The sequence below is a fragment of the Pseudomonas sp. W5-01 genome (assembly GCF_046540435.1).
GTDB lineage: Bacteria > Pseudomonadota > Gammaproteobacteria > Pseudomonadales > Pseudomonadaceae > Aquipseudomonas > Aquipseudomonas graminis_B.
The window spans coordinates 40,062-61,519 of record NZ_JAXCIP010000008.1 but is presented as its reverse complement, the minus strand read 5'-3'; the positions used below and the strand labels follow the sequence as shown (position 1 = coordinate 61,519).

Annotated in this window: 22 protein-coding genes, 1 tRNA gene and 1 pseudogene; 10 read left to right on the top strand and 14 right to left on the bottom strand. The window is 59.5% G+C overall.

The features are described from left to right. Positions 1 to 26: 26 nt before the first annotated feature. A pseudogene (locus tag SLW75_RS22515) lies at positions 27 to 794 on the top strand (MCP four helix bundle domain-containing protein); the annotation flags it as partial. Continuing rightward, the gene (locus SLW75_RS22510; RefSeq protein WP_410935579.1) at positions 771 to 1,652 is read left to right on the top strand and encodes a methyl-accepting chemotaxis protein; all 882 of its coding nucleotides are present in this window, start codon (positions 771 to 773) and stop codon (positions 1,650 to 1,652) included. The pseudogene SLW75_RS22515 and the gene SLW75_RS22510, both read left to right, overlap by 24 nt. An 896-nt stretch (positions 1,653 to 2,548) precedes the next feature. Here the strand turns inward: SLW75_RS22510 and SLW75_RS22505 are convergent. From SLW75_RS22505 to SLW75_RS22480, 6 genes are all read right to left on the bottom strand, one after another. Continuing rightward, positions 2,549 to 4,240 carry a glycosyl hydrolase family 28-related protein gene (locus SLW75_RS22505; protein ID WP_410935480.1) on the bottom strand — a complete coding sequence of 564 codons (1,692 nt, stop codon included), beginning with the start codon at positions 4,238 to 4,240 and terminating at the stop codon, positions 2,549 to 2,551. A 153-nt stretch (positions 4,241 to 4,393) separates the two neighbouring features. Further along, the gene (locus SLW75_RS22500) at positions 4,394 to 4,819 is read right to left on the bottom strand and encodes a cell wall hydrolase (protein ID WP_410935479.1); all 426 of its coding nucleotides are present in this window, start codon (positions 4,817 to 4,819) and stop codon (positions 4,394 to 4,396) included. Between the two features lie 26 nt (positions 4,820 to 4,845). Next, a complete protein-coding gene (locus tag SLW75_RS22495) occupies positions 4,846 to 5,052 on the bottom strand; it encodes a hypothetical protein (RefSeq protein ID WP_410935478.1) in 207 nt (68 codons plus the stop codon). Beyond that, complete coding sequence (locus SLW75_RS22490; RefSeq protein WP_410935477.1) at positions 5,049 to 5,366, bottom strand: phage holin, lambda family; 318 nt, start codon at positions 5,364 to 5,366, stop codon at positions 5,049 to 5,051. Before SLW75_RS22490 ends, SLW75_RS22495 begins: the two co-directional genes overlap by 4 nt. 275 nt (positions 5,367 to 5,641) lie before the next feature. After that, a complete protein-coding gene (locus SLW75_RS22485) occupies positions 5,642 to 6,814 on the bottom strand; it encodes a cellulase family glycosylhydrolase (protein WP_410935476.1) in 1,173 nt (390 codons plus the stop codon). Then, complete coding sequence (locus SLW75_RS22480) at positions 6,804 to 7,007, bottom strand: Com family DNA-binding transcriptional regulator (protein ID WP_192134558.1); 204 nt, start codon at positions 7,005 to 7,007, stop codon at positions 6,804 to 6,806. The genes SLW75_RS22485 and SLW75_RS22480 overlap by 11 nt, the downstream gene beginning before the upstream one ends. A 495-nt stretch (positions 7,008 to 7,502) precedes the next feature. Between SLW75_RS22480 and SLW75_RS22475 the strand changes: the two genes are divergently transcribed. Then, positions 7,503 to 7,823 (top strand): DUF1654 domain-containing protein, encoded by a 321-nt coding sequence (locus SLW75_RS22475; RefSeq protein WP_410935475.1) that lies wholly within the window; start codon positions 7,503 to 7,505, stop codon positions 7,821 to 7,823. A gap of 91 nt (positions 7,824 to 7,914) precedes the next feature. On the opposite strand, the gene SLW75_RS22470 is transcribed toward SLW75_RS22475, so the two are convergent. Both SLW75_RS22470 and SLW75_RS22465 read right to left on the bottom strand, forming a co-directional pair. Continuing rightward, positions 7,915 to 8,727, bottom strand: coding sequence for an XRE family transcriptional regulator (locus SLW75_RS22470; RefSeq protein WP_192134562.1), 813 nt, complete (start codon positions 8,725 to 8,727; stop codon positions 7,915 to 7,917). A 187-nt stretch (positions 8,728 to 8,914) separates the two neighbouring features. Then, a tRNA-Ser gene (locus SLW75_RS22465) sits at positions 8,915 to 9,005 on the bottom strand. 168 nt (positions 9,006 to 9,173) lie between these two features. Here SLW75_RS22465 and SLW75_RS22460 point away from each other — a divergent pair. From SLW75_RS22460 to SLW75_RS22430, 7 genes are all read left to right on the top strand, one after another. After that, positions 9,174 to 9,845: a Bax inhibitor-1/YccA family protein gene (locus SLW75_RS22460; RefSeq protein ID WP_410935474.1), complete on the top strand. Its 672-nt coding sequence runs from the start codon at positions 9,174 to 9,176 to the stop codon at positions 9,843 to 9,845. 114 nt (positions 9,846 to 9,959) lie between these two features. After that, positions 9,960 to 10,352, top strand: coding sequence for a sulfurtransferase complex subunit TusD (gene tusD / locus SLW75_RS22455; protein ID WP_410935473.1), 393 nt, complete (start codon positions 9,960 to 9,962; stop codon positions 10,350 to 10,352). 1 nt (position 10,353) lies between these two features. Then, on the top strand, positions 10,354 to 10,716 hold the full coding sequence (gene tusC, locus SLW75_RS22450) for a sulfurtransferase complex subunit TusC (protein WP_192134566.1): 363 nt from the start codon (positions 10,354 to 10,356) through the stop codon (positions 10,714 to 10,716). Then, positions 10,716 to 11,015 carry a sulfurtransferase complex subunit TusB gene (gene tusB / locus SLW75_RS22445; RefSeq protein WP_410935472.1) on the top strand — a complete coding sequence of 100 codons (300 nt, stop codon included), beginning with the start codon at positions 10,716 to 10,718 and terminating at the stop codon, positions 11,013 to 11,015. Before tusC ends, tusB begins: the two co-directional genes overlap by 1 nt. Further along, a complete protein-coding gene (locus SLW75_RS22440) occupies positions 11,012 to 11,347 on the top strand; it encodes a TusE/DsrC/DsvC family sulfur relay protein (RefSeq protein ID WP_410935471.1) in 336 nt (111 codons plus the stop codon). The genes tusB and SLW75_RS22440 overlap by 4 nt, the downstream gene beginning before the upstream one ends. Continuing rightward, entirely contained in the window at positions 11,344 to 12,345 is a 1,002-nt protein-coding gene (locus SLW75_RS22435) for a glycosyl transferase family protein (RefSeq protein ID WP_410935470.1), read from the top strand. The genes SLW75_RS22440 and SLW75_RS22435 overlap by 4 nt, the downstream gene beginning before the upstream one ends. A gap of 97 nt (positions 12,346 to 12,442) precedes the next feature. After that, positions 12,443 to 13,444: a glutathione S-transferase family protein gene (locus SLW75_RS22430; RefSeq protein WP_410935469.1), complete on the top strand. Its 1,002-nt coding sequence runs from the start codon at positions 12,443 to 12,445 to the stop codon at positions 13,442 to 13,444. Between the two features lie 69 nt (positions 13,445 to 13,513). Here SLW75_RS22430 and cysG read toward each other — a convergent pair whose 3' ends face one another. The 6 genes from cysG to SLW75_RS22400 all read right to left on the bottom strand — a co-directional run bounded on the left by cysG (position 13,514) and on the right by SLW75_RS22400 (position 21,035). Next, the gene (gene cysG / locus SLW75_RS22425) at positions 13,514 to 14,908 is read right to left on the bottom strand and encodes a siroheme synthase CysG (RefSeq protein ID WP_410935468.1); all 1,395 of its coding nucleotides are present in this window, start codon (positions 14,906 to 14,908) and stop codon (positions 13,514 to 13,516) included. Continuing rightward, positions 14,909 to 16,189, bottom strand: coding sequence for a serine--tRNA ligase (gene serS, locus SLW75_RS22420; RefSeq protein WP_410935467.1), 1,281 nt, complete (start codon positions 16,187 to 16,189; stop codon positions 14,909 to 14,911). A 16-nt stretch (positions 16,190 to 16,205) separates the two neighbouring features. Further along, positions 16,206 to 16,580 carry a fluoride efflux transporter CrcB gene (gene crcB / locus SLW75_RS22415; protein ID WP_065989163.1) on the bottom strand — a complete coding sequence of 125 codons (375 nt, stop codon included), beginning with the start codon at positions 16,578 to 16,580 and terminating at the stop codon, positions 16,206 to 16,208. Beyond that, on the bottom strand, positions 16,580 to 17,902 hold the full coding sequence (locus tag SLW75_RS22410) for a replication-associated recombination protein A (protein WP_065989161.1): 1,323 nt from the start codon (positions 17,900 to 17,902) through the stop codon (positions 16,580 to 16,582). Before SLW75_RS22410 ends, crcB begins: the two co-directional genes overlap by 1 nt. A gap of 18 nt (positions 17,903 to 17,920) precedes the next feature. After that, entirely contained in the window at positions 17,921 to 18,544 is a 624-nt protein-coding gene (gene lolA, locus SLW75_RS22405; RefSeq protein ID WP_065989159.1) for an outer membrane lipoprotein chaperone LolA, read from the bottom strand. Positions 18,545 to 18,620: 76 nt separating this feature from the next. After that, positions 18,621 to 21,035, bottom strand: a complete 2,415-nt coding sequence (locus tag SLW75_RS22400) for a DNA translocase FtsK (RefSeq protein WP_065989157.1) — start codon at positions 21,033 to 21,035, stop codon at positions 18,621 to 18,623. Positions 21,036 to 21,458 lie beyond the last annotated feature (423 nt).

Sequence of the window (21,458 nt, the reverse complement as noted above, 5' to 3'; positions counted from 1 at the left end):
TCCTTTGGAGCTCCGGAGAAACTCACATGCAACTACAAAACTTTAGAATTGCGACCAGAGCGCTGCTCTGCTTCGGTCTGATCACGCTGATCCTGCTAGGCCTTGGCGTGTTCGCTTACGTTCAAATTGATGAAATGCGTGCCACTGAACAAAAGCTGGAAACCGACGTGGTGCCCAGCATTCAGGTGATTGACGATATCCAGATCGCTCTGCTGCATACCCGGCTGGAAAGCATACGATCGCTGGCGGTGTCGGGCTCAGACGCACAACGCAAAGTCACCGATAATATTTTTCAAGACATCGCCACGCTCGAAGACAAGACGGGCTACTACCGAGCACACCTGATTACTGACGAAGAAGATAACAAGCAGTTTCAGACCGCGAACGGCCTGATGGAGAAATACATAGCTGGCGTCAAAAACATTATTTCGCTGAATAAAACCGACCATCAAAGCGCGCTGGACTACGCCAACAACGAACAGGCGCAGACCGCGACGCAGTATCAGGCAGAGCTCACAAAGCTGCGCGACCTTAATTCACAGAACGCCGTCAACGCCGGGCATCGCGCTGCAGAGGTTTACAACCACAGCATCATGGTTCTTATCTCCGTTGTTCTGGGTGCATCGGTGCTCACCATAGGCCTGGCTTATGCCCTGACCCGAAGCATCGTGAAGCCGGTCGGCAGTTCGTTGACCTTCGCGGAGAAAATCGCAACGGGCGACCTCTCCGGCGTCCTCGCCGTGACAGGGCGGGATGAGATATCCAGTCTGATGATTGCGCTCAATCTCATGGCCGGCAATTTGAAGACCACGCTGACTGAAATATCGGGAGCGGCCGACCAACTGAGCACCGCGTCCGTCGAAATGACATCGATCACCGAAAACGCAGACCGGACACTTCAAAGACAGAACAGTGAGATCGAACAGGCGGCCACGGCGGTCACCGAGATGAGTGCGGCGGTGGAAGAAGTCGCAAGAAACGCGAACTCGACGTCCGAGGCCGCGCAGTCATCCAGCACATCTGCCGAAGAGGGCAACCGCCGGGTCGTCAACACGGTGACGGCCATGACGAACCTCGCCGACCTCGTGGACAACTCTGTGGTACAGGTCAAGGCCTTGGCCAGTCAGGCTGACGATATTACGAAAGTGCTGAGCGTCATCCGCGCCATCGCCGAGCAGACAAACCTGCTCGCGTTGAACGCGGCAATTGAAGCGGCGCGCGCCGGGGAACAAGGACGCGGCTTTGCCGTAGTGGCAGATGAGGTACGAGCCCTGGCGCACCGGACCCAGCTGTCTACTCAGGAAATCGAGCAGATGATCACCAAGGTCCAGTCAGGGTCCGCCGCGGCGGTGGAATCGATGGACAAAAGCAGGCAGGAGGTTCACAGCACGCTGACCTCTGCGAAAGACGCAGGCTCGTCCCTGCGCCTGATCACCGACGCAGTCCTTGAAATCAACGAACGAAACATGCAGATCGCGACGGCTTCGGAGCAACAAGCCCATGTTGCCCGCGATGTGGACAGAAACCTGGTGAGCATTCGGGATTTGGCCATGCAAAGCACCGAGGGCGCGAGACAGACGTTGGAGGCAAGCAGCGAACTGTCGACGCTCGCGGTCCGACTCAACGACATGGTCGGCAAGTTCCGGCTTTAGCCCATGGCTGCTTTGACGCCCTGAAGCCGGCTTCAGGACCCATGCCAACCAAACCCCAGAAACGAAAAAAAGCCCCGCATGTGCGGGGCTTTACACTGTGCTTGGCGGGGAAGGGATTCGAACCCTAGAAACGCTATTAACGTTCGCCGGTTTTCAACCATAACCGCGTCCTGCCGACGGCACAAACTTCTATCGTTTCTAGCTCCACCAGGCTCGAACCGATCCGGCACGTCAGCTCTTACGCCACGAGCCCGTAAGCCGCCTCGGCGTATTCCCCTTATCAAGCACGTACACGGTTCAACGCTTCGGCGTAGCGGGACCAGCGCTCAACGGCGGACTGACGCCGCACGGCGATTTCCGCTGAGTCGTGCCGGATTCCGATATCGCGCTATTTGAAGTCCATGCTCAGTTCCTAGCGTGATCACGGATGCTGTGTGCGACCAAACCCCAAATATCGAAATAGCCCCTCCCATGATCAAGTGGTCGGGATACTTGCGGTTGGCCAGCACAGCACCGTGTGATATCCCACGAAGGCGAGGTACTTGAACAGTGGTTGCTGGTTGCGGACTTCGGTGATGACCCGACCTGCTTGAGCCCTCTCTCCACGATCAGCAAATCACCGTAGAAAATATCTGCGCCCTCCTCCATCCTGTCGCCTTCAACCTTTACCAGGTAGGTGCCAGGCGCCCGAATGCTCAGGAGCTGTGCAGTGAATATCCAGGTGGTCTGATCCATTTCGTCATTCAAAGCTGCACCAGTGGGACTGAAAAGAAAATGCCTCACCGGTCTGCTCAATACCGGAAATGATCATCCCCCCTTGGCTAGGGTTGTCATACTGGCTACTAATGCCGCCACAAATACAGAACTGTATTTGCCGCGGTTCATAAATCGCCTGACTAATAAACTACGCGGAAATACACAGTTACCGACGCAGCCCCTAACACGACATTGTTTGATAACACCTTGAATACGGCATTGTTAGCATCGTATGAAACGAGCTGAATCACAATGGCATTAGGGTTAGCCCCTGCAAAGATGCTAGGGAACACCATATTTGGTACGCGTCCCAAGTTGTGGGCGACAGTGATCAGCCCACTCGCGTCAGTACTGCCGGCGAATTTACCTTCCACAACAGTTGAGTATCCGATGTTCTCTTTAACGATACGTGTAGCTGTTCCCATCATATGGCCAGCGATCTGCGACCCGGTATTTCCCAAGATTGAGTTATGGCTGATGTCGTAGCTATCGTTGCCGCCGTTCAGGTAGATACCGTTTGCGTTAGCTCCGAAGTGCGAACTCGACCCGATGTTGCAATTAAGCACCCGAAACCCTGCTACGTTAAGTCCTACCGAAATGCCGCTACCCGCATTGCCCCCGATCCTGGTACCGCCACCGATGATCAATCCTAGGACGTCGGCATTTGAATCGATGATTATGGCGTCGGATCGATTCTGATAAATCTCGGCTTGCATGACTACTACGTCGTGCGCATAGCCGCTAATCCGAATGCCCACACCGTTGCTGGAGAACCAGCTTTGGTCAATGCTGAAGTTGATAATCCTGCCAAGGCTGCCATCCAGCCACATGCCGACGCTGCTACTGGAGTCACACCAAAATTTGCTAACCTTGGTATGGGCAACCTGTGACCCGGCTATAGGCTGAACGAGCAGCGGCGTGCCACAGCCTGGGGCTTCGACATCATCGATCACGATCGCCGTGCCACCTGTTATGCGGACGCCGGCCAAGGCGTTCACCGCACCATTCGAGCCCGACCCTGGTCCCGCGAAGGTGCAGTTGATAAGCTCACGGATCTCCCCACTACCCCCGTAATGCACGCCGACACCAGTTCCCGCGCCAAGGCGGCTGAACTTGCAACCTTCAATGCGGCTATTGGCCCCCCCGCCCGTCGAACCATCAGCGCCCGCCAGGATGCCCGAGTGAATGTTAGTGCCGCCGATGTTCAAGACGTTGAACCGAGAAGTGGTGTTGAAGCGGGCAAAGTACAATTGCCCAGACGTCGAGCCCCTGTTAGCCGAGTCAATCGCATAGAGGTTTCTAATCTCCACATCAGACGTAGCTGTTACGTTGATGAGGTCGAAGGTCTGATTCTTGATGGCCAGAAAGCTGGAGAAACTACCGCCATCCCCAAACAGGTTGGTGCCTGAGTTAGGCATCACCAGGCTGCTGGTAATCAGATACCCGCCAGGAGTGGACGGTACGTAGGTGGATTGCGCTGCGGCCAGGCAAGCATTTATGCGCGCGGTATCATCAGTAGTGCCATCGCCCTTGGCGCCGAACTGTTTTACCGATATTGCCGTTTGGCGTGCCAGCTTCCATCGGGCACCGTCCGCAGCCACGATGATAGTGCCGCCGTTTTCCGAGCTGGTAGTGTCGGCTGTGTCGATGAAATACACGCCGCCGCCGCCATCGCCCTTGGTGTAGTAACCCAGGACGAGAGCCCGCTGGTTCAGCGAAGAGGCTAGCGTGCGCAGGACAGCTATAGCATCCACGGTTCGACTTATGCCAAAGCGCAGATAATCAGACAGGGTACCGCTGTCGTAAGGTATGTCGGTCGTCGATACGGTCAATTTCATTACTCCATAGATGCAAAAACCGCCGAAGCGGGTGTTTTTATGGGTGGATAGATTAGTAGGCTCGCGAAATGGCGAAGCGATACGCTGAAGGACCGGGCGCTTGCAGACGAGCGCGGCCTAACAACTTGCTGAACGATGTGCCGCAGATCACGACACGTCCTTGAAAAACATGTGGCTCCCGAGTTTCAGAGTCGGCTTGGCGCTGGCTGCCCACGCCGGAGCCCTCGACAAAATGGTCGCGTAATAGTGAGTCGCCCCGCCGGTGGGGTCTGGCACGTTCCCGTTGATTACCTGGTCGGCAGCGATTTGGCACTGCGCCAACTCGCGGAACGGAATCTGTCGCGCGCCGCTCACGGACGGATAGTTCGGGTCGCCCTTGTTCCAGCAACTGAACTGATAGGGCTTCTGGCACACCCCGGCATAGCCCTCGCCCCACCATGACCTTTCTTGTCCATCGTTCACGCGGTTGCGGATCGTCCAGGCCACGGCCAGCATTCCGGCAAGCCCTTCCCCACGAGCTTCGCCATACAGCGTGCGGGCGAGCACGTCGCGATCTCTATCAGTGACGGTCATGGCTATTCTCCAGACAAAAAACCCGCTCAGCGGCGGGCTAGACGACCGGATGTGCTTTTGGGGGCGGTCTGCCGCGCGTCACGCTCGAGGGCGATGGCGCCCTGCAGACTGACAACGCGAATCTGCTGGAGCGCAATCAGCAGTCCCAGCACGATTGCAATGACCACGGCGGCTGCAATGGCTCGCAATGTGGAACCCGCTTTGGCTACGGCGACAATGGCCCCAAGGCTCATAACGAATCCGCCTTGCGTCCGAGGAACCGGATGATCAGCTCGCGGATCGCCGTCACGCCGATGAACCCTATGGTGCCGCCGGCGGCGACGGACAGACTCGACGGCCAGGCCATCCATTCGATGACGCTGCTGGCTGACAGGCTCAACGCACCACAGATCAGCGCCTCAAGCACGACGCGCCATTTGTTGGCTTCTTTGCCTTCATAGAGCACGCGCAACAGAGAAGTGGCGGCGGCCATGATCGCTCCCTGCCAGAGCGGCGTCGTGATGATCAGCCAGACGTGCGCCCAGAAGTCAGGTGTTTTTTCCGGCATCTTCGTCGACCTCCGACAGTCCGCCCCCTCGGGCTCGGGAATGGGCCAGCCCCTCGGCAATCCCTACTTGGAGCGATGAATGTGGCGGGGCTGAATACGAAAAAGCCCCGGCAAATGCCGAGGCTCTGAATAAGTGCATGTCGTTCACGCTGCCCGTCGGAGCAGCGCGGGTACTGTTAAGTAGCGTTCCGGATCGGGTGTTCACACCCGCGGTCGCTGAAAGAATGGGAAGGAAAGCCTCCCGGAATGGGAGGCTCAGGCTCTGCCAGCCAGACCTACGCTTGCGCGTAACCCCACTGAGTGATGCGCTCAGCGAAGTATGGCTTCACCATCGTAACCGTTGCCGCCTGGTTACTCGCTTCAAGGCTCATCTTCTCGCCGTCAGTGCCCGGACCCGCGACCCATAGGGTGACGGGTATTTTCTCAGCCTTGGCTTTGTCGAGCAGATTCTTCAGCGCGGTGCGGCCAGCATCCGTTGGTGGAATGCCAGTCTCGCCGATGAATGCTGCCATCTTGTTGGCTTTGGCGTAAGTCAGAAACGGACCCACGATTTGGTCGCGCAGCGCCGTTGGCGAAATTTGGGTGTTGTCGCCGTTGTAGGCACCGCTCGATCCGCCATCGACGTCAGCATAGGCGTGCGCTTCCCAAACAATGGAATTTGCCGGGTCCACAATTTTGGACTGTAGATTGATCGAGGCAGTCGCCCAGTCCTTGGCGCTAGCGTATTGCAGGCCACAGATGAAGACTGGCTTTTTGGAGCTGTTGCGCAGCGCCTTCAGCACGGTATTCATCGTGTTGATGTAAAGCGTCTCCAACGCAGGCGCTGTGATGTTATCTTTCGCGCCAGCACTGTTACTCGCGTAGGGTTCGTTGCCGAGCCCCCAACCAAGCACCATGGGGTCGTCGCACGCAACAACCAACTTCTGGTGGAAGTTCGCCAAGTGGACCGCACTCCAGGAGCCACCACCGGCGGAGTTACCCTCCTGGATCAGAACCTGCTCCGTAATTTTCCAGCCGTCTTGATTGCCCGCCTCTTTACTGGGGTAAAGCTTGCCGGTCAGTTGGCCGTTCGCATCGGTCTGGTAGCGATGCAGGCGCATGTAGTGATGCGGATCGGGGATGATCCTGGCTTCACCGTTAGAGTCATCGCTGATCGCCTTCAGCATTACCTTCCACTTGTCCACGAACTCCTGCTTCAAGTTCGCGCCTTGACCTGGCAGACCGTCGATTGTCGACAGCTCAATGGCGCGCTGCAGTTCGAACGGAAAACGGATAAGGCGCACACCGAGGTTCTTCACCCAGTGAGTGATGGTGTCCCGAGTGGGCCATTGATAATGAGTGCCGGCCGAACCTGGAAGGATTTGACCCGCATTGGCGACCGAGCCCAGGTTGATTCCTACCAGAGGAATGTTTTTGAGCTGGGCGATTACTGAGCTGCTATTGGACATTTTGATTACCTTGAGTCGAATGATTTTTAGCGGAGAATTCCGCATTCATGTCGCTCAGAGGCGATAGCTCGGGGCACGTGGCCCTCACATGATTCAACGTCCCGCACCGGGAACACTTGATCTGGAGCTCCGTCATCTCACCGATACGGGCGAGAAGTCTTTTGCACTTTCCACATCTGCAATCTTTCAACATTCCGCGAAGCCTTTTGGATTCTGCCAGGCTCCGCCCCGCTCGCGCGGAGAGTAAGGGCCTCGGCTGGTTTGCAGGTACAGCCTGCGATCTGGCGATCCCTGTGGGTGTTAGTGCACCCGCCTGACTGCCCTCTCTTTCTTCGTTGATTTCCCGTCTGGCCCTGTTGCCAAGGCCAGCCAGCGAAATCGGTGATTCCGTCCTGCTAAAGAGCTTTGATCCAGTCGGTCCCTTGTCGGGGCTGGGAGACCACTTCGCTGGTCACTGGCTATCTGGCGGCTTCACCAGTCATGTATCGCTGCGGTATGTCGCTGCGATGGATGTAAGTTAGCAAGCGCTAAATTTAACGTCAATAGCTAATGCTAAATTATTTCCGTACCTGTAATGGGTGCTGGTCGCTCGAGGCAGGTCGATATTTCTGACAGGGGTTTTGCAAACAGCTGACTGCCGTTATGCTTACGAGAACTGTACGCATATACAGTAATCAAGGAGAAACTGATGTCCCTACCAGAGAAGAAAAAGTCTCAAGAGCGCGAGCCCATGTCCGGCCTGGAGCGCCTGAACCTAAGGGTGGCGGGCATGATCAACCACCCGATCGCCCAGGATCAGATGTGGGTCACGATCCATAAGCTGGAGACCGACGGCGAGCGAGAGTGGGACGAAGTGATGGGGGCTATTGCGGAAGTGGATGGGATAGAGATGGTTTTCAACGATGAAGACAGTTCGGTCACGCTGAAGTGGGAAGCGCCGTCAGATGAAGATCCCCGCGTCCAAGTGCGGGACGAATTCGAAGCACTGGAGGAAACCGCGCCTTTCTGAGTGCACAAAAAAGCCCGCTTGATAAGCGGGCGTCTGTAGCTTCAACAAACCGCCTGTGCCGGTCACTAGCCGGCCAGATCGGTCAGCGCAACTAGGCCTTCCTTGCGTTCCAGATCAATAAAACCTTAGCATGGATCGTCACGTCGTCGATCCTTGCCGTCTGGTTCTCATAATGCTGATTGTCTGAAATAAGCCTGTAATTCTCTTCGTCCAGTCGCATCACGCGCTTGATGTACAGCTCTTGGTGCCAAGTCAGTACGTAGATGCCCTCACCGATGAAGTCCTGCACGCCTTTATCGACGATCACCAAGTCTTTATCGTTGATGGTTCCTTCCATGCTCTGACCCCAGCCACTGATCATGGCCAGAGCTGTCTTCGAGGTGTAGGTCACACCTTTCTCGCGAAGAATCTCCTCTCTGACAACCAAGTTGCGCACTACCTCATTGTAATCAGGCGGCACTTGTCCGTGACCCATCGCTGCACGTATGTCGTACTGGCGAATGACAATCTCTTCCTGGGTAGGACGAAGCGCGGCGTAATTGGCCGGAAGCACGTCTGTGCTCTGGTCATCCGGGTCGGCAGCCGCCGCCACAATCCGGTCCCGCGCCTCATTTGAAAAGCCTTTCACCTTGGCGAGGGACTGCTTGAGCTGTTCCAGTGCCGAAAGCCCGGCCTTCACTGCTGTCGCGGAAGTCTCGGACGCAGCAGGGCTGACCAGGCTTCCCGAAGGAAGGCCGATCTTCTCTTCCAAATTCGCAGCAGCTTTCTCGCCGAGGTTTCTGTGCCCGTTAAGAATCTGGGACAGATACGACGCATCAAGGCCGTGCCTATTGGCGAAATCTTTCTGGGAGGCCCCGGCCATCAGGGCTTTCAGGGCGTCGGCTCTAAGCTTGTTAATGTCCATGTCCCATCATCGCTTCCGGTTAGCATACAGTAAATTACGGTCTGCTATCAGTCACATGGTTAGCCTTTGCTAATGCTCATGCAAGCCGGGCAGGATGATCCGAAAGATGAAGATCAAATGCAGCCCAGCGAAAACCAGACCCCGAAAACGAAAAAAGCCCCGCATATGCAGGGCTTCTTACTGTGTTTGGCGGGGAACTAGGGATTCGAACCCTAGAAACGCTATTAACGTTCGCCGGTTTTCAAGACCGGTGCATTCAACCACTCTGCCAATTCCCCGAAGCATTTGGCGTCGAAGGTTTCCACCCCTCCGTCGCTTTGCGGGCGCCATAATACCGTAATGAAACAAGCTGTCAAACTCTCCGGCTAGCGCGCTGCCTCGCCTCTGTTATGATCTTTGCAACTTGAGGTTTCAAACCCTTCGTTTTCACCACCAGGAGTAGCGCCATGCGCGAACAGGATTACGCAGTCAACAACCGCGTGCAGGTCGAGCAGCTAGAGGTTAGCCGCGTCCTGGGCAACACTTACGGCCTTCTGGCCCTCACCCTCGCCTTCAGCGGCGTCATGGCGTTCGTCTCCCAACAGATGAACTTCCGTTACCCGAACGTCTTCGTTGTGCTGATCGGCTTCTACGGTCTGTTTTTCCTCACCAACAAATTGCGCGATTCGGCGTGGGGTCTGGTCTCGGCGTTCGCGCTGACGGGCTTCATGGGGTTCATCCTCGGCCCGATTCTCAACCGCTACATCGGCATGCAGGGCGGCGCTGAAGTCGTTGCCTCCGCGTTCGCGATGACGGCCCTGGTCTTCGGTGGTCTGTCGGCCTATGTGCTGATCACGCGCAAGGACATGAGCTTCCTCGGCGGCTTCATCACCGCAGGCTTTTTCGTGTTGCTCGGGGCCGTAGTAGCCAGCATGTTCTTCCAGATCAGCGGCCTGCAACTGGCGATCAGCGCCGGCTTCGTGCTGTTCTCGTCGGTCTGCATTCTGTTCCAGACCAGCGCGATCATCCACGGCGGTGAACGCAACTACATCATGGCGACCATCAGCCTGTATGTATCGATCTACAACCTGTTCATCAGCCTGTTGCAGATCTTCGGCATCATGGGCAGCAAAGACTGATCCGTTTGCCCGCTTTAACAAAAAGCCCGCTTCTGCGGGCTTTTTGCTGTCCGGCGTTCGTGAATTCTTTATCATTGCGCCCATGTTCCCTGTCAGCGCCCGACCGAGCCGCCCATGAAGTTCGCCATTGCCCTGCATTCGCCCGCCCACGCGCCCTCCTCCCGGCGTGCATTGCTGTTCGCCAAAGCGGCTTTGGCGCAGGGCCATGAAATCGTGCGCCTGTTCTTCTATCAGGACGGCGTGCACAGCGCGTCCAGCAATGTGGTGTCGCCCCAGGACGAGTCGGACACCGCCGCGCAATGGCGTGATTTTGTCACCACCCACCAGCTGGACGGCGTGGTCTGCATTGCAGCGGCCCTGCGCCGGGGGGTGTTGAATGCTGAAGAGGCGGAGCGGTATTCGCGACCTGCGGCAAACCTGTCGGCACCGTGGGAATTGTCGGGGCTGGGTCAGCTGCACGACGCAGTACAGACGGCCGATCGCTTGATCTGTTTTGGAGGGCCGTAACGTGGCGAAGTCGTTATTGATCATCAGCCGTCAGGCGCCCTGGTCGGGTCCGGATGCCCGCGAGGCCTTGGACATTGCCCTGGCCGGCGGCGCGTTCGATCTGCCGGTCGCCATGCTGTTCATGGACGACGGTGTGCTTCAGTTGGCCACGGCGCAGAACGCCAGCCAGGTGCAGCAGAAAGACCTGAGCGCCAACCTGCAGGCGTTGTCGATGTTCGGCGTGGAAGACCTGTTCGCCTGCCGCACCAGCCTGAATCAGCGCGGGATGCCGCCAACCGGGTTAAGCGTCGAACCGCTTCGGGTGCTGGACGACCCGCAGATCGCCGCGCTCATTGACCGTTACGACCAAGTGATTACGATCTGATGGCTACCCTGCACGTACTCTCTCATTCCCCTTTCACCGACTCGCGCCTGAGCAGTTGCCTGCGCGTGCTAGGAAGCGAAGACGCGATCCTGCTCTGCGGCGACGCGACCTATGCGTTGCGCGCAGACACCGCTGCCGCCCAGTCGCTGAACGCGAAAACCGGCAGCCTGAAGGTGTTCGTGCTCGATGAAGACGCCACCGCTCGACACATCGTGCTGCCTGACTGGGCACAAAGCGTCGACTATGCCGGCTTCGTGACGCTCTCGGTGCACTACGACAAGGTCAACACCTGGCTATGAAACAGCTCATCGTCGACGGGCGCGATATTCAGCTGGACAAAGACGGCTATCTAGAGGACCTGCACGACTGGTCCAGCGAGGTCGCTGAAGCCTTGGCCCTTGAGGCAGACATCGCCCTGACGCCGGAGCATTGGGAAGTTCTCGAATTGCTGCGCGCGTTCTATGCAGAATTTCAGCTGACCCCGGCCACACGGCCGCTGGTCAAGTACACCGCGCTGAAACTGGGCGCCGACAAAGGCAACAGCTTGCACCTGAATCGTCTGTTCAACGGCACTCCCGCCAAACTTGCCGCCAAGCTGGCGGGCCTGCCCAAGCCGACCAATTGCCTATGACTGACTTCACCCCCCTCGTCACCGAAACCCCTGCCGAGCATCCCTTCGCGCCCTTCGTTCGTATTCTCGGCAAGGGCAAGCGTGGTGCGCGCAACATGACCCGCGCCGAAGCCCGGGAAGCCATGGGCATGGTGCTCGATGAAAAAGTCGAAGACACCCAGCTCGGCGCTTTCCTGATGCTGCTGCGGCACAAGGAAGAGAGCCCGGATGAACTCGCAGGCTTCACCGAAGCGGTGCGCGAGCGTCTGCATGCGCCGGAACTGACGGTCGATATCGACTGGCCGACCTACGCCGGCAAGAAGCGTCACCTGCCGTGGTATCTGTTGGCGGCCAAGTGCCTGGCGCAGAACGGCGTGCGCGTATTGATGCACGGCGGCGGCGCCCATACCGCCGGCCGGTTGTACAGCGAGCAGTTGCTAGAGTTGTTGGGGATTCCGCTGTGTCGCAACTGGCAAGCGGTGGGTGAAGCGCTGGAGCAGCAGAACATTGCGTTCTTCCCCCTCGGCGACTGGGCGCCGCAGCTTCAGCGCATGATCGATCTGCGCAACACGCTGGGGCTGCGCTCGCCGATCCATTCGCTGGCGCGCATCCTCAACCCACTGGGCGCGCGGTGCGGGCTGCAGAGTATTTTCCATCCTGGCTATCAGGGCGTGCACCGCGACGCCAGCAGCCTGCTCGGCGACCACGCCATCGTGATCAAGGGCGACGGTGGTGAGGTCGAGATCAATCCCGACACCATCAGCCATTTGTACGGCACCACCGATGGCCAGCCGTGGGATGAGGAATGGCCGGCATTGTCGGATCGTCGCCACGTGAAGCCTGCCACCCTCGACCCGCTGCATCTGGTCGCGATCTGGAAAGGCGATATCGAGGACAGCTACCCGCAGCTGGCGCTGATCGCAACCATGGCGCTGGCACTGCGGGGCCTCGGGATGCCGCGGGCTGAAGCCTTCGCCCAGGCGGAGCAGTATTGGGCAAACCGGAACAGATCGATTTAGCCGATAGCTACTCCCCAGTCTTTGCGCCATTCGTTCGAACGATTGCCTTTAGACTGATCTCCAACGTACTTCGGTACAGCTCAATTTGGAGTCAGGCATGGGCCTTCTCGTTGAAGGACGCTGGCAAGACCAGTGGTACGAAAGCAGCAAAGACGGCGCGTTTCAGCGCGAGCAAGCCAAGCGCCGGAACTGGGTGACTGCTGATGGCAGCCCCGGCCCGTCCGGTGAAGGCGGCTTCAAGGCGGAGGCCGGCCGCTACCATTTGTACGTTTCCCTAGCCTGCCCGTGGGCCCATCGCACGTTGATCGTGCGCAAGCTCAAAGGGCTGGAAAGCCTGATCGACGTCTCGGTGGTCAGTTGGCTGATGCGCGAGAACGGCTGGACATTCGACAAGCAGACCGGTTCTACCGGCGATGCGCTGGATGGCCATACCTTTATGTACCAGCGCTACCTCGCCGACACCGCCGATTACACCGGTCGGGTTACGGTACCGGTGCTGTGGGACACGCAGCTGAATCGCATTGTCAGCAATGAGTCGTCGGAAATCATCCGGATGTTCAATTCGGCGTTCGACGAACTGACCGGCAATCACCTGGATCTCTATCCAGAGCCGCTGCGCAACGAGATCGACCGGCTGAACGACCGGATTTACCCGGCCGTGAACAACGGCGTCTATCGCGCCGGATTCGCGACGTCGCAAGGTGCGTACGAAGAGGCTTTCGATGGAGTGTTCGCCGAGCTGGATGCACTGGAAACGCTGCTCCGCGAGAAACGCTATCTGGCGGGCGAGTACCTGACTGAAGCGGACGTGCGCCTGTTCACCACGCTGATTCGCTTTGACGCGGTGTACCACGGGCACTTCAAGTGCAACCTGCGACGCATTGCCGACTACCCGAACCTGAGCAACTGGGTGCGCGAGATGTATCAGTTGCCGGGTGTTGCCGAGACGGTGGACTTCGTGCACATCAAGCATCACTACTACGGGAGCCACGCCACCATCAACCCGACCGGTATCGTGCCAAAAGGGCCGCAGCAGGACTTCAGCGGCGAGCATGATCGCGGGCGTTTGAACGGAAAAGGGATCTTGCAGAACGGCTGAAGGGTTTCAGTTAACACTGAAACCCCGCCTGGCTCTCCACCGCAGAACCTTTGAAAGACTGCGGTGGAATCAGACGCTCGCCTGAGCCCCTTCGAACCATGCCAGCTTCTCCCGCAGCTTCACCACTTCCCCCACAATCACCAGCGTCGGCGCATGGACTTCGTGCTCGGCAACCAACTGCGGCAGATTGGCCAGCGTGCCGGTGAAGACGCGCTGGTTAACCGTGGTGCCCTGCTGGATCAGCGCAGCCGGCGTATCGGCCGACCGGCCGTGCCGGATCAACTGCTCGCAAATAACCGGCAGCCCGATCAGGCCCATGTAGAGTACCAACGTCTGCGATGGCGACACCAGATCCTTCCACGGCAGGTCGGTAGAGCCGTTCTTCAGGTGGCCGGTCACGAAACGCACGGACTGCGCGTGATCGCGATGGGTCAGCGGAATACCGGCGTAGGCCGCGCAACCACTGGCCGCCGTGATGCCCGGCACGACCTGGAACGGAATGCCATGGGCGGCCAGCTCTTCGATTTCTTCGCCGCCACGGCCGAAGATGAACGGATCGCCGCCCTTGAGGCGCACCACGCGTTTGCCCTGCTTGGCCAGGTCCACCAACTGCTGGTTGATCTGATCCTGGGGCAAGGCGTGGTCGGCGCGCTGCTTGCCGACGTAGACCCGGTCAGCGTCGCGGCGGCACAAGTCCAGGATCGCCGGCGCTACTAGGCGGTCGTAAAGCACAACGTCCGCCTGCTGCATCAGACGCAGTGCGCGAAAGGTCAGCAGATCAGGATCGCCCGGCCCCGCGCCGACGAGGTACACCTCACCGGTCGTGGGCGGCGCCTCGCCGTCGATCTTCGCTCGCAGCAACCGCTCGGCTTCGGCGCCCTGTCCGGCCAGCTGCCGGTCAGCGATGGGCCCCTGGAATACATCCTCCCAGAACGCCCGACGCTGCTGAACGTTGGGAAACAGCCCTTTCACCTGATGACGAAAGCGCGCGGCCAGACCGGCCAGATGCCCGTAAGTGGGCGGAATCCAGGTTTCCAGCTTGGCGCGGATCAGACGCGCCAGCACCGGCGCATCGCCACCGCTGGACACCGCGATCACCAGCGGCGACCGGTCGACGATCGCCGGGAAGATCACGCTGCACAGCGCAGGCGCATCCACCACGTTGACCGGCACGCCGCGCTGGCGTGCATCGGCAGACACCTGCGCATTGAGCGGCTCGTCGTCGGTGGCAGCGATGATCAGCACGCAGCCGTTGAGGTCCGACTCGGTGTAGCCGCGCAGAATTTGTTCCCCTCCGCTGCGCTCGATCAGCTCGCGCACTTCCGCTCCGATCTCGGGGGCAACCACGCGCAGCACCGCCCCGGCCTCAGCCAGCAAGCGAGACTTGCGCAGGGCAATCTCGCCGCCGCCGACCACCAGCACTTGAGCGCCCCGAAGGTTATGGAACAGCGGCAGAAATTCCATTTAGCCGATCACCTCGATGCCGCCCATCCATGGCTTGAGAACGTCCGGCACGCGGATCGAGCCGTCGGCCTGCTGGTAGTTTTCCAGCACCGCCACCAGCGTGCGACCCACCGCGAGGCCCGAACCGTTCAGCGTGTGAACCAGTTCCGGCTTGCCGGTTTCCGGGTTGCGCCAGCGCGCCTGCATGCGACGCGCCTGGAAGTCGCCGCAGTTGGAGCACGACGAGATTTCACGGTATTTGTCCTGGCTTGGAATCCACACTTCCAGATCGTAGGTTTTCACCGCACTGAAACCCATGTCGCCTGTGCACAACGCCAGTACGCGGTACGGCAATTCGAGCAGTTGCAGAACGCGTTCGGCGTGACCGGTCAGGCTCTCCAGCGCTTCCATGGATTTTTCCGGCTCGACGATCTGCACCATCTCGACCTTGTCGAACTGGTGCTGACGGATCATGCCGCGGGTATCGCGACCCGACGCGCCGGCTTCGCTGCGGAAGCACGGGGTGTGGGCGACGAACTTCAGCGGCAGCTGCTTGGCGTCGATGATTTCGCCAGAGACGATGTTGGTCAGCGACACTTCGGCGGTCGGGATCAGGTACAGATCGGCCTCGCCTTCGCGGGAGATCCTGAACAGGTCTTCTTCGAATTTCGGCAGCTGGCCGGTGCCCTGCAATGCGGGCGCCTGGACCAGATACGGCGTGTAGGTCTCTTCGTAACCATGCTCATTGATGTGCAGCGTGATCATGAACTGTGCCAACGCACGGTGCAGGCGCGCAATCGGGCCACGCAACAACGCGAAACGGGCCCCGGACAGCTTGGCGGCGGTTTCGAAGTCCAGCCAGCCGAACTTCTCGCCCAGGGCGACATGGTCCTGAACCGCGAAGTCGAATGAAGCCGGTGTGCCCCAGGTACGCACTTCGACGTTTTGTTCTTCGTCAGCGCCCACCGGCACCGATTCGTGGGGCAGGTTCGGCATGCTCAGGGCCATGGCATCGAGCTCGGACTGAATGGCGTCCAGTTCTTTCTTGCCGGTGGTCAGCTCTTCGGCCATGCGATCGATGTCAGCCATCAGCGGCGCGATGTCTTCGCCGCGCTGCTTGGCCTGACCGATGGATTTGGAACGGGCGTTACGCTCGGCCTGAAGCTGTTCGGTGCGGGTCTGCACCGTCTTGCGCTGGGCTTCCAGCGCTTCGATGCGGGCCACGTCCAGTGTGAAGCCACGGGAAGCCAGGCGATCCGCTACGTCCTGAAGTTGGGTACGTAACAGTTTGGAGTCGAGCATATCGGTCTCTCGTATATTAAATTCGGGTCAAAGACAGGCCAGCCCACGTTGCGAGCAGCCCGCCCAGTACGCTGATGAGGGCGTAGCCAATGGCCAGAGGAGCCTGGCCGCTCTCAAGCAGACGAATCGTGTCTAGTGAGAAAGACGAAAACGTCGTCAAACCACCGAGGAATCCCACCATCAATCCGGCGCGCAACTCGATCGGGACTTCCGGGCGAATCAGAAACAGCCCGTAGAGCAGACCGATCAGCAGGCAGCCGACCAGATTCACCGCCAGCGTTGCTGTGTAAAAGTAGCGCGGCCAGTTCGCGGCCACGACGTTAGCCGTGGCGAAACGCAGTAATGTACCAGCGACGCCACCGGCGGACACGGCAAGAATCAACTGAATCACTATTTTCTCCGTTGACGAGGGCTGGCGCGGTCGAGCGCCGACAGGTGTTTGAGTTTTTCGCCGATCTTCAGCTCAAGGCCGCGGGGGACCGGCTGATAATACTGACGCGGTTCGAGTTCGTCGGGGAAGTAGTCTTCGCCGGCCGCGTAGGCATCCGGCTCATCATGGGCGTAGCGGTACTCTTCGCCGTAGCCGAGCTGTTTCATCAGCTTGGTCGGCGCGTTGCGCAGGTGCAAGGGCACTTCCAGCGAACCGTGCTCGGTGGCTTCGCGCATGGCCATTTTGAAACCCATGTACACGGCGTTGCTCTTCGGCGCGCAAGCCAGATACACGATGGCCTGGGCGACGGCCAACTCGCCTTCCGGGCTGCCGAGGCGTTCCTGCACATCCCACGCCGACATGCACAGCGGCAAGGCGCGCGGATCGGCGTTACCGATGTCTTCGCTGGCCATGCGCACCACGCGCCGCGCCAGGTATAACGGATCACAGCCACCGTCGATCATTCGCGCGAACCAGTACAGCGCGGCGTCGGGGTTGGAGCCGCGAATGGATTTGTGCAGCGCGGAAATCTGGTCGTAGAACGCTTCGCCACCCTTGTCGAAGCGACGGCGACTGTCACCCAGCAGGCTTTGCAGCAACTCGGGATCGATTTCGCTGCCGTCTTCCGCCAGGTCCGAGGCGTTCTCCAGCAGATTGAGCATCCGCCGGCCGTCGCCATCCGCTGCAGCCAGAAGCGTCTTGAACGCCTCGTCGCCCAAGGTCAGATGGCGATTGCCCAGCCCGCGTTCTTCGTTCAGCGCGCGGTTTACCAACTGGCGCAGCGCCCCTTCGTCCAGGCTCTTGAGCACATAGACCCGGGCGCGAGACAACAGCGCGTTGTTGAGTTCGAAAGAAGGGTTTTCGGTGGTGGCGCCGATGAAGATCAGCGTGCCGTCTTCCACGTAGGGCAGAAACGCATCCTGCTGGGACTTGTTGAAACGGTGCACTTCGTCGACGAACAGAATGGTGCGGCGGCCGTACTGACCCGCCTGCTGCTTGGCGACCTCCACCGCCTGGCGGATCTCTTTGACCCCCGCCAGCACCGCCGACACCGTTTCAAAATGCGCGTCGGAGACTTTCGCCAGCAACCGCGCCAGCGTGGTTTTGCCCACGCCGGGCGGTCCCCAGAAAATCATCGAATGCAGCGCACCCTGCTCAAGCGCTTCACGCAGGGGCTTGCCGTGGGCGAGCAGGTGCTGCTGGCCGACGTACTCGTCCAGATTGGTCGCTCGCAGGCGCGCGGCCAACGGTTGCGCGATCGGTTCAGTGCTGAACAGGTCCATGAAACAGGCGAACCCCTTTTATTCCTGAATGACGTCAGCGCCCTTCGGGATCTGGAACTGGAATTTGCTCGCGGCGACAGGCTCGTTGGCCTTGACGCCGGTGAACAGGATATTGGTGCGCTGGCCGACACTGTCGATCAGTTGCATGTCGTTGATCATGCCGTTGCGAAAGGACAGGCGCAGGCTGTCGAACAGGGTGTCCCGAGACTTGGGCTTGAGCACGAAGTCGATCACGCCGCCCGCCTCCTTGGCACTGATGTCGAAGCTCTCGCTGATTTTCGACACGTCGCCGGACAGCAGCAGCGCCGGGGTCTGGGTCAGGCGCTGGTCGAGGGTCTTGATGGTGACCTGCTCCAGGTCAGGGTCCCACAGGGAAACCTTCTTGCCATCGGACACCATCAGTTGCTCTTGCGGCGCGTCGGTGTGCCAGTAGAACAGGCCCGGGCGCTGCAAAGTCATTTGACCGGAGGTTTCCTGCAACTGCGTGCCGCCACCGTCGAGGGTGAGCTGGGAGAAGCGCCCGCTCAGGGTTTTCGAGTTTTCCAGCAGTTGGGTCAGGCGTGCCACGTCCTTGCTGTCGGCGTGGGCCGAGACAGCAGAAAAAGCCAGTGCAGATACCAACAGCATGCGGATAAGACGCATGGGATTCCTCTTTGAGTGTGGTTGAAGCCGGGCGCCGTCGCGATGGCGACGCTCGGTAACGCGTGACCGGGAAGTGTCAGTCACGCACAGGGGCTGGCGCAATCACTTCGCGCGAGCCGTTGGTGTTCATGGGTGTTACGACGCCGGCGTTTTCCATGGTTTCGATCATCCGCGCGGCGCGGTTGTAGCCAATCTTCAGCTTGCGCTGTACCGCAGAGATCGACGCGCGACGGCTTTCCAGTACGAACTTGACCGCTTCGTCGTACAGCGCATCGCTTTCGCTGTCTTCGCCATCACCGCCGCCACCGCCACCGTCGAAGCCGCTGCCCGGCTCTTCAACGCCGGCCAGGATGTCGTCGTTGTAGTTCGGCGTACCCCGCAGCTTCCACGCCTCAACCACGCGGTGAACTTCTTCGTCCGAGACGAACGCGCCGTGCACACGAATCGGCAGGCTGGTGCCCGGCGGCATGTAGAGCATGTCGCCGTGACCGAGCAGTTGTTCGGCGCCACCCTGGTCGATGATGGTCCGGGAGTCGATCTTGCTCGACACCTGGAACGCCATGCGCGTCGGGATGTTGGCCTTGATCAGACCGGTGATCACGTCCACCGACGGTCGCTGGGTCGCGAGGATCAGGTGGATACCTGCGGCACGGGCCTTCTGGGCGATACGGGCGATGAGTTCTTCGACCTTCTTGCCGACGATCATCATCATGTCCGCGAATTCGTCAACCACCACAACGATGGTCGGCAGCTTGGTCAGCAGCGGCGCTTCGTCGTGAATGCTTTCGCGGTGGTACAGCGGATCGGACAGCGGCGTGCCGGCCTCCTCCGCTTCACGCACCTTCTGGTTGAAGCCCGACAGGTTACGCACGCCCATCTTGGCCATCAGTTTGTAGCGGCGTTCCATTTCAGCCACCGACCAGCGCAAGGCGTTGGCGGCGTCCTTCATGTCGGTCACCACCGGACACAGCAAATGCGGGATGCCTTCGTAGATCGACAGCTCGAGCATTTTCGGGTCGATCATGATCAGCTTGGCGTCTTCCGGGCCGGACTTGAACAGGATCGACAGGATCATGGCGTTCACGCCCACCGACTTACCGGAACCGGTGGTACCGGCGACCAGCAGGTGCGGCATCTTGGCGAGGTCGGTGATGACCGGTTTGCCGCCAATGTCGTGACCCAGCGCCAGGGTGACCGGCGATTTCGCGTCATCGTATTCCGGCGTCGACAGGACCTCGGAGAAGCGCACGATCTGGCGATCTTCGTTGGGAATTTCGATACCGACGGTGGTCTTGCCGGGAATGACCTCGACCACACGGACGCTGGTCACTGCCAGGGAACGCGCAAGGTCTTTGGCCAGGTTCGAGATACGGCTGACTTTCACGCCGGCAGCCGGCTGGATTTCGTAACGGGTAATGACCGGGCCGGGATGGATCGAATCTACCGTGACCTCGACGCCGAATTCCTTGAGCTTGATCTCCAGCAAATGGCCCACCGCCGCCAGCGATTCAGGCGAATAGTTGAGCTGCTTTTTCTCGGCCGGATCGAGGATCGAGATGGGCGGCAAAGTGCCTTCCACGGCGCTGTCGACGAACAACGGCGCCTGCTTCTCTTTCTGCACGCGCTTGCTCGGCTCAGGCGCGCGTGGCGGTGCCGGGGCGATGACCGCGGGCACGTGCTTCTCACGGGCGACCATGTGCTCAGTCAGCGCCTGCTCGCGCTCGATGAGGCGTTCTTTGGCCTTGGCCTGCTCACGTCGATCCGGGGCCACCGGCGCGACCACTTCGTCGACACGCATGTCGACTTCACGCAACTGAGCCACCATCTGCTTGCGCTCATTGCGGGCGGCCCACCAGCGATTGAGGGAGCCGGTGAAGAGTTCGATCAGATCCAGGGTGATCTTGCCGGTGTTGTCCATCACCTTGAACCAGGACAGATCGGTGAACACGGTCAGGCCGAACAGAAACAAGGCGATGAACAGCAGCGTGCTGCCCTGAACATTCAGCGCACGCTTGGCCAGATCGCCCAGCACTTCGCCCAGCACGCCACCGGCCGAACCCGGCAGGCCCGACGCCGAATGAAAGTGCAAGTGCGCCAGCGAAGCGCCCGCCAGCACGAGAAACACCAGCCCGATCATGCGCCAGGAAAACAGCCAGCCGCTCCATTGCCATGGCTCATGGCGCTGGCGGAACACCTGATAGGCCTTGACGCCCAGCAGCAACGGGAAGATGTAGGCGAAGTAGCCGAGGATCATGAACAGGATGTCGGCAGAATAAGCACCGGCGAAGCCTGCGGCGTTCTGGATCTGCGCCGAATTGCTCGAGCTGCTTGTGTGGCTCCAGCCCGGATCGGCCTGATCGTAGGTCAACAGCGCCATGATCAGATACAGACACAGCGCGCCGAACGCGATCAGTGCACCTTCCTTGAGCCGGTAGTGCAGGTGCTGCCGCCAGAGCGGAACGGGGGTGGGTGCTATGGTGGATTTCTTCAAAACGCTTCAATTCCTGCGCGCAAGCGCGAACATCTGATGATTGACTGTGTACGACTGCCTGGGCGAAATGGCAGTGGCTTTCCCGAACATCGGCCAGAAGAGCATCCTGGCAACAGGGAAAACCGCGCCTGCGATAACGCACGCTCGACAGGTGACTTGAAATGAGGTTAAACAACATCGGCATTGTACGGATTTGCGCGCCGCGCGCTACGTTAGTCTGGCGCGGTGCTTGCAGATGTTCAAGCTTCGCCGGCCGCTGACAATTTGAGCACGCATTTTCTTTGCCGACAAAGGCTTATGACGGGTTTTTGCGACTCGCTTGAACTATCAAAAGGCCATGCCTGGATGAAAAAGCCAACTGTTCCAGTTTCCAGGCGCGATCAAGCGGCTTGTGACCGCATTTGCACTACGGAGTTGCACACC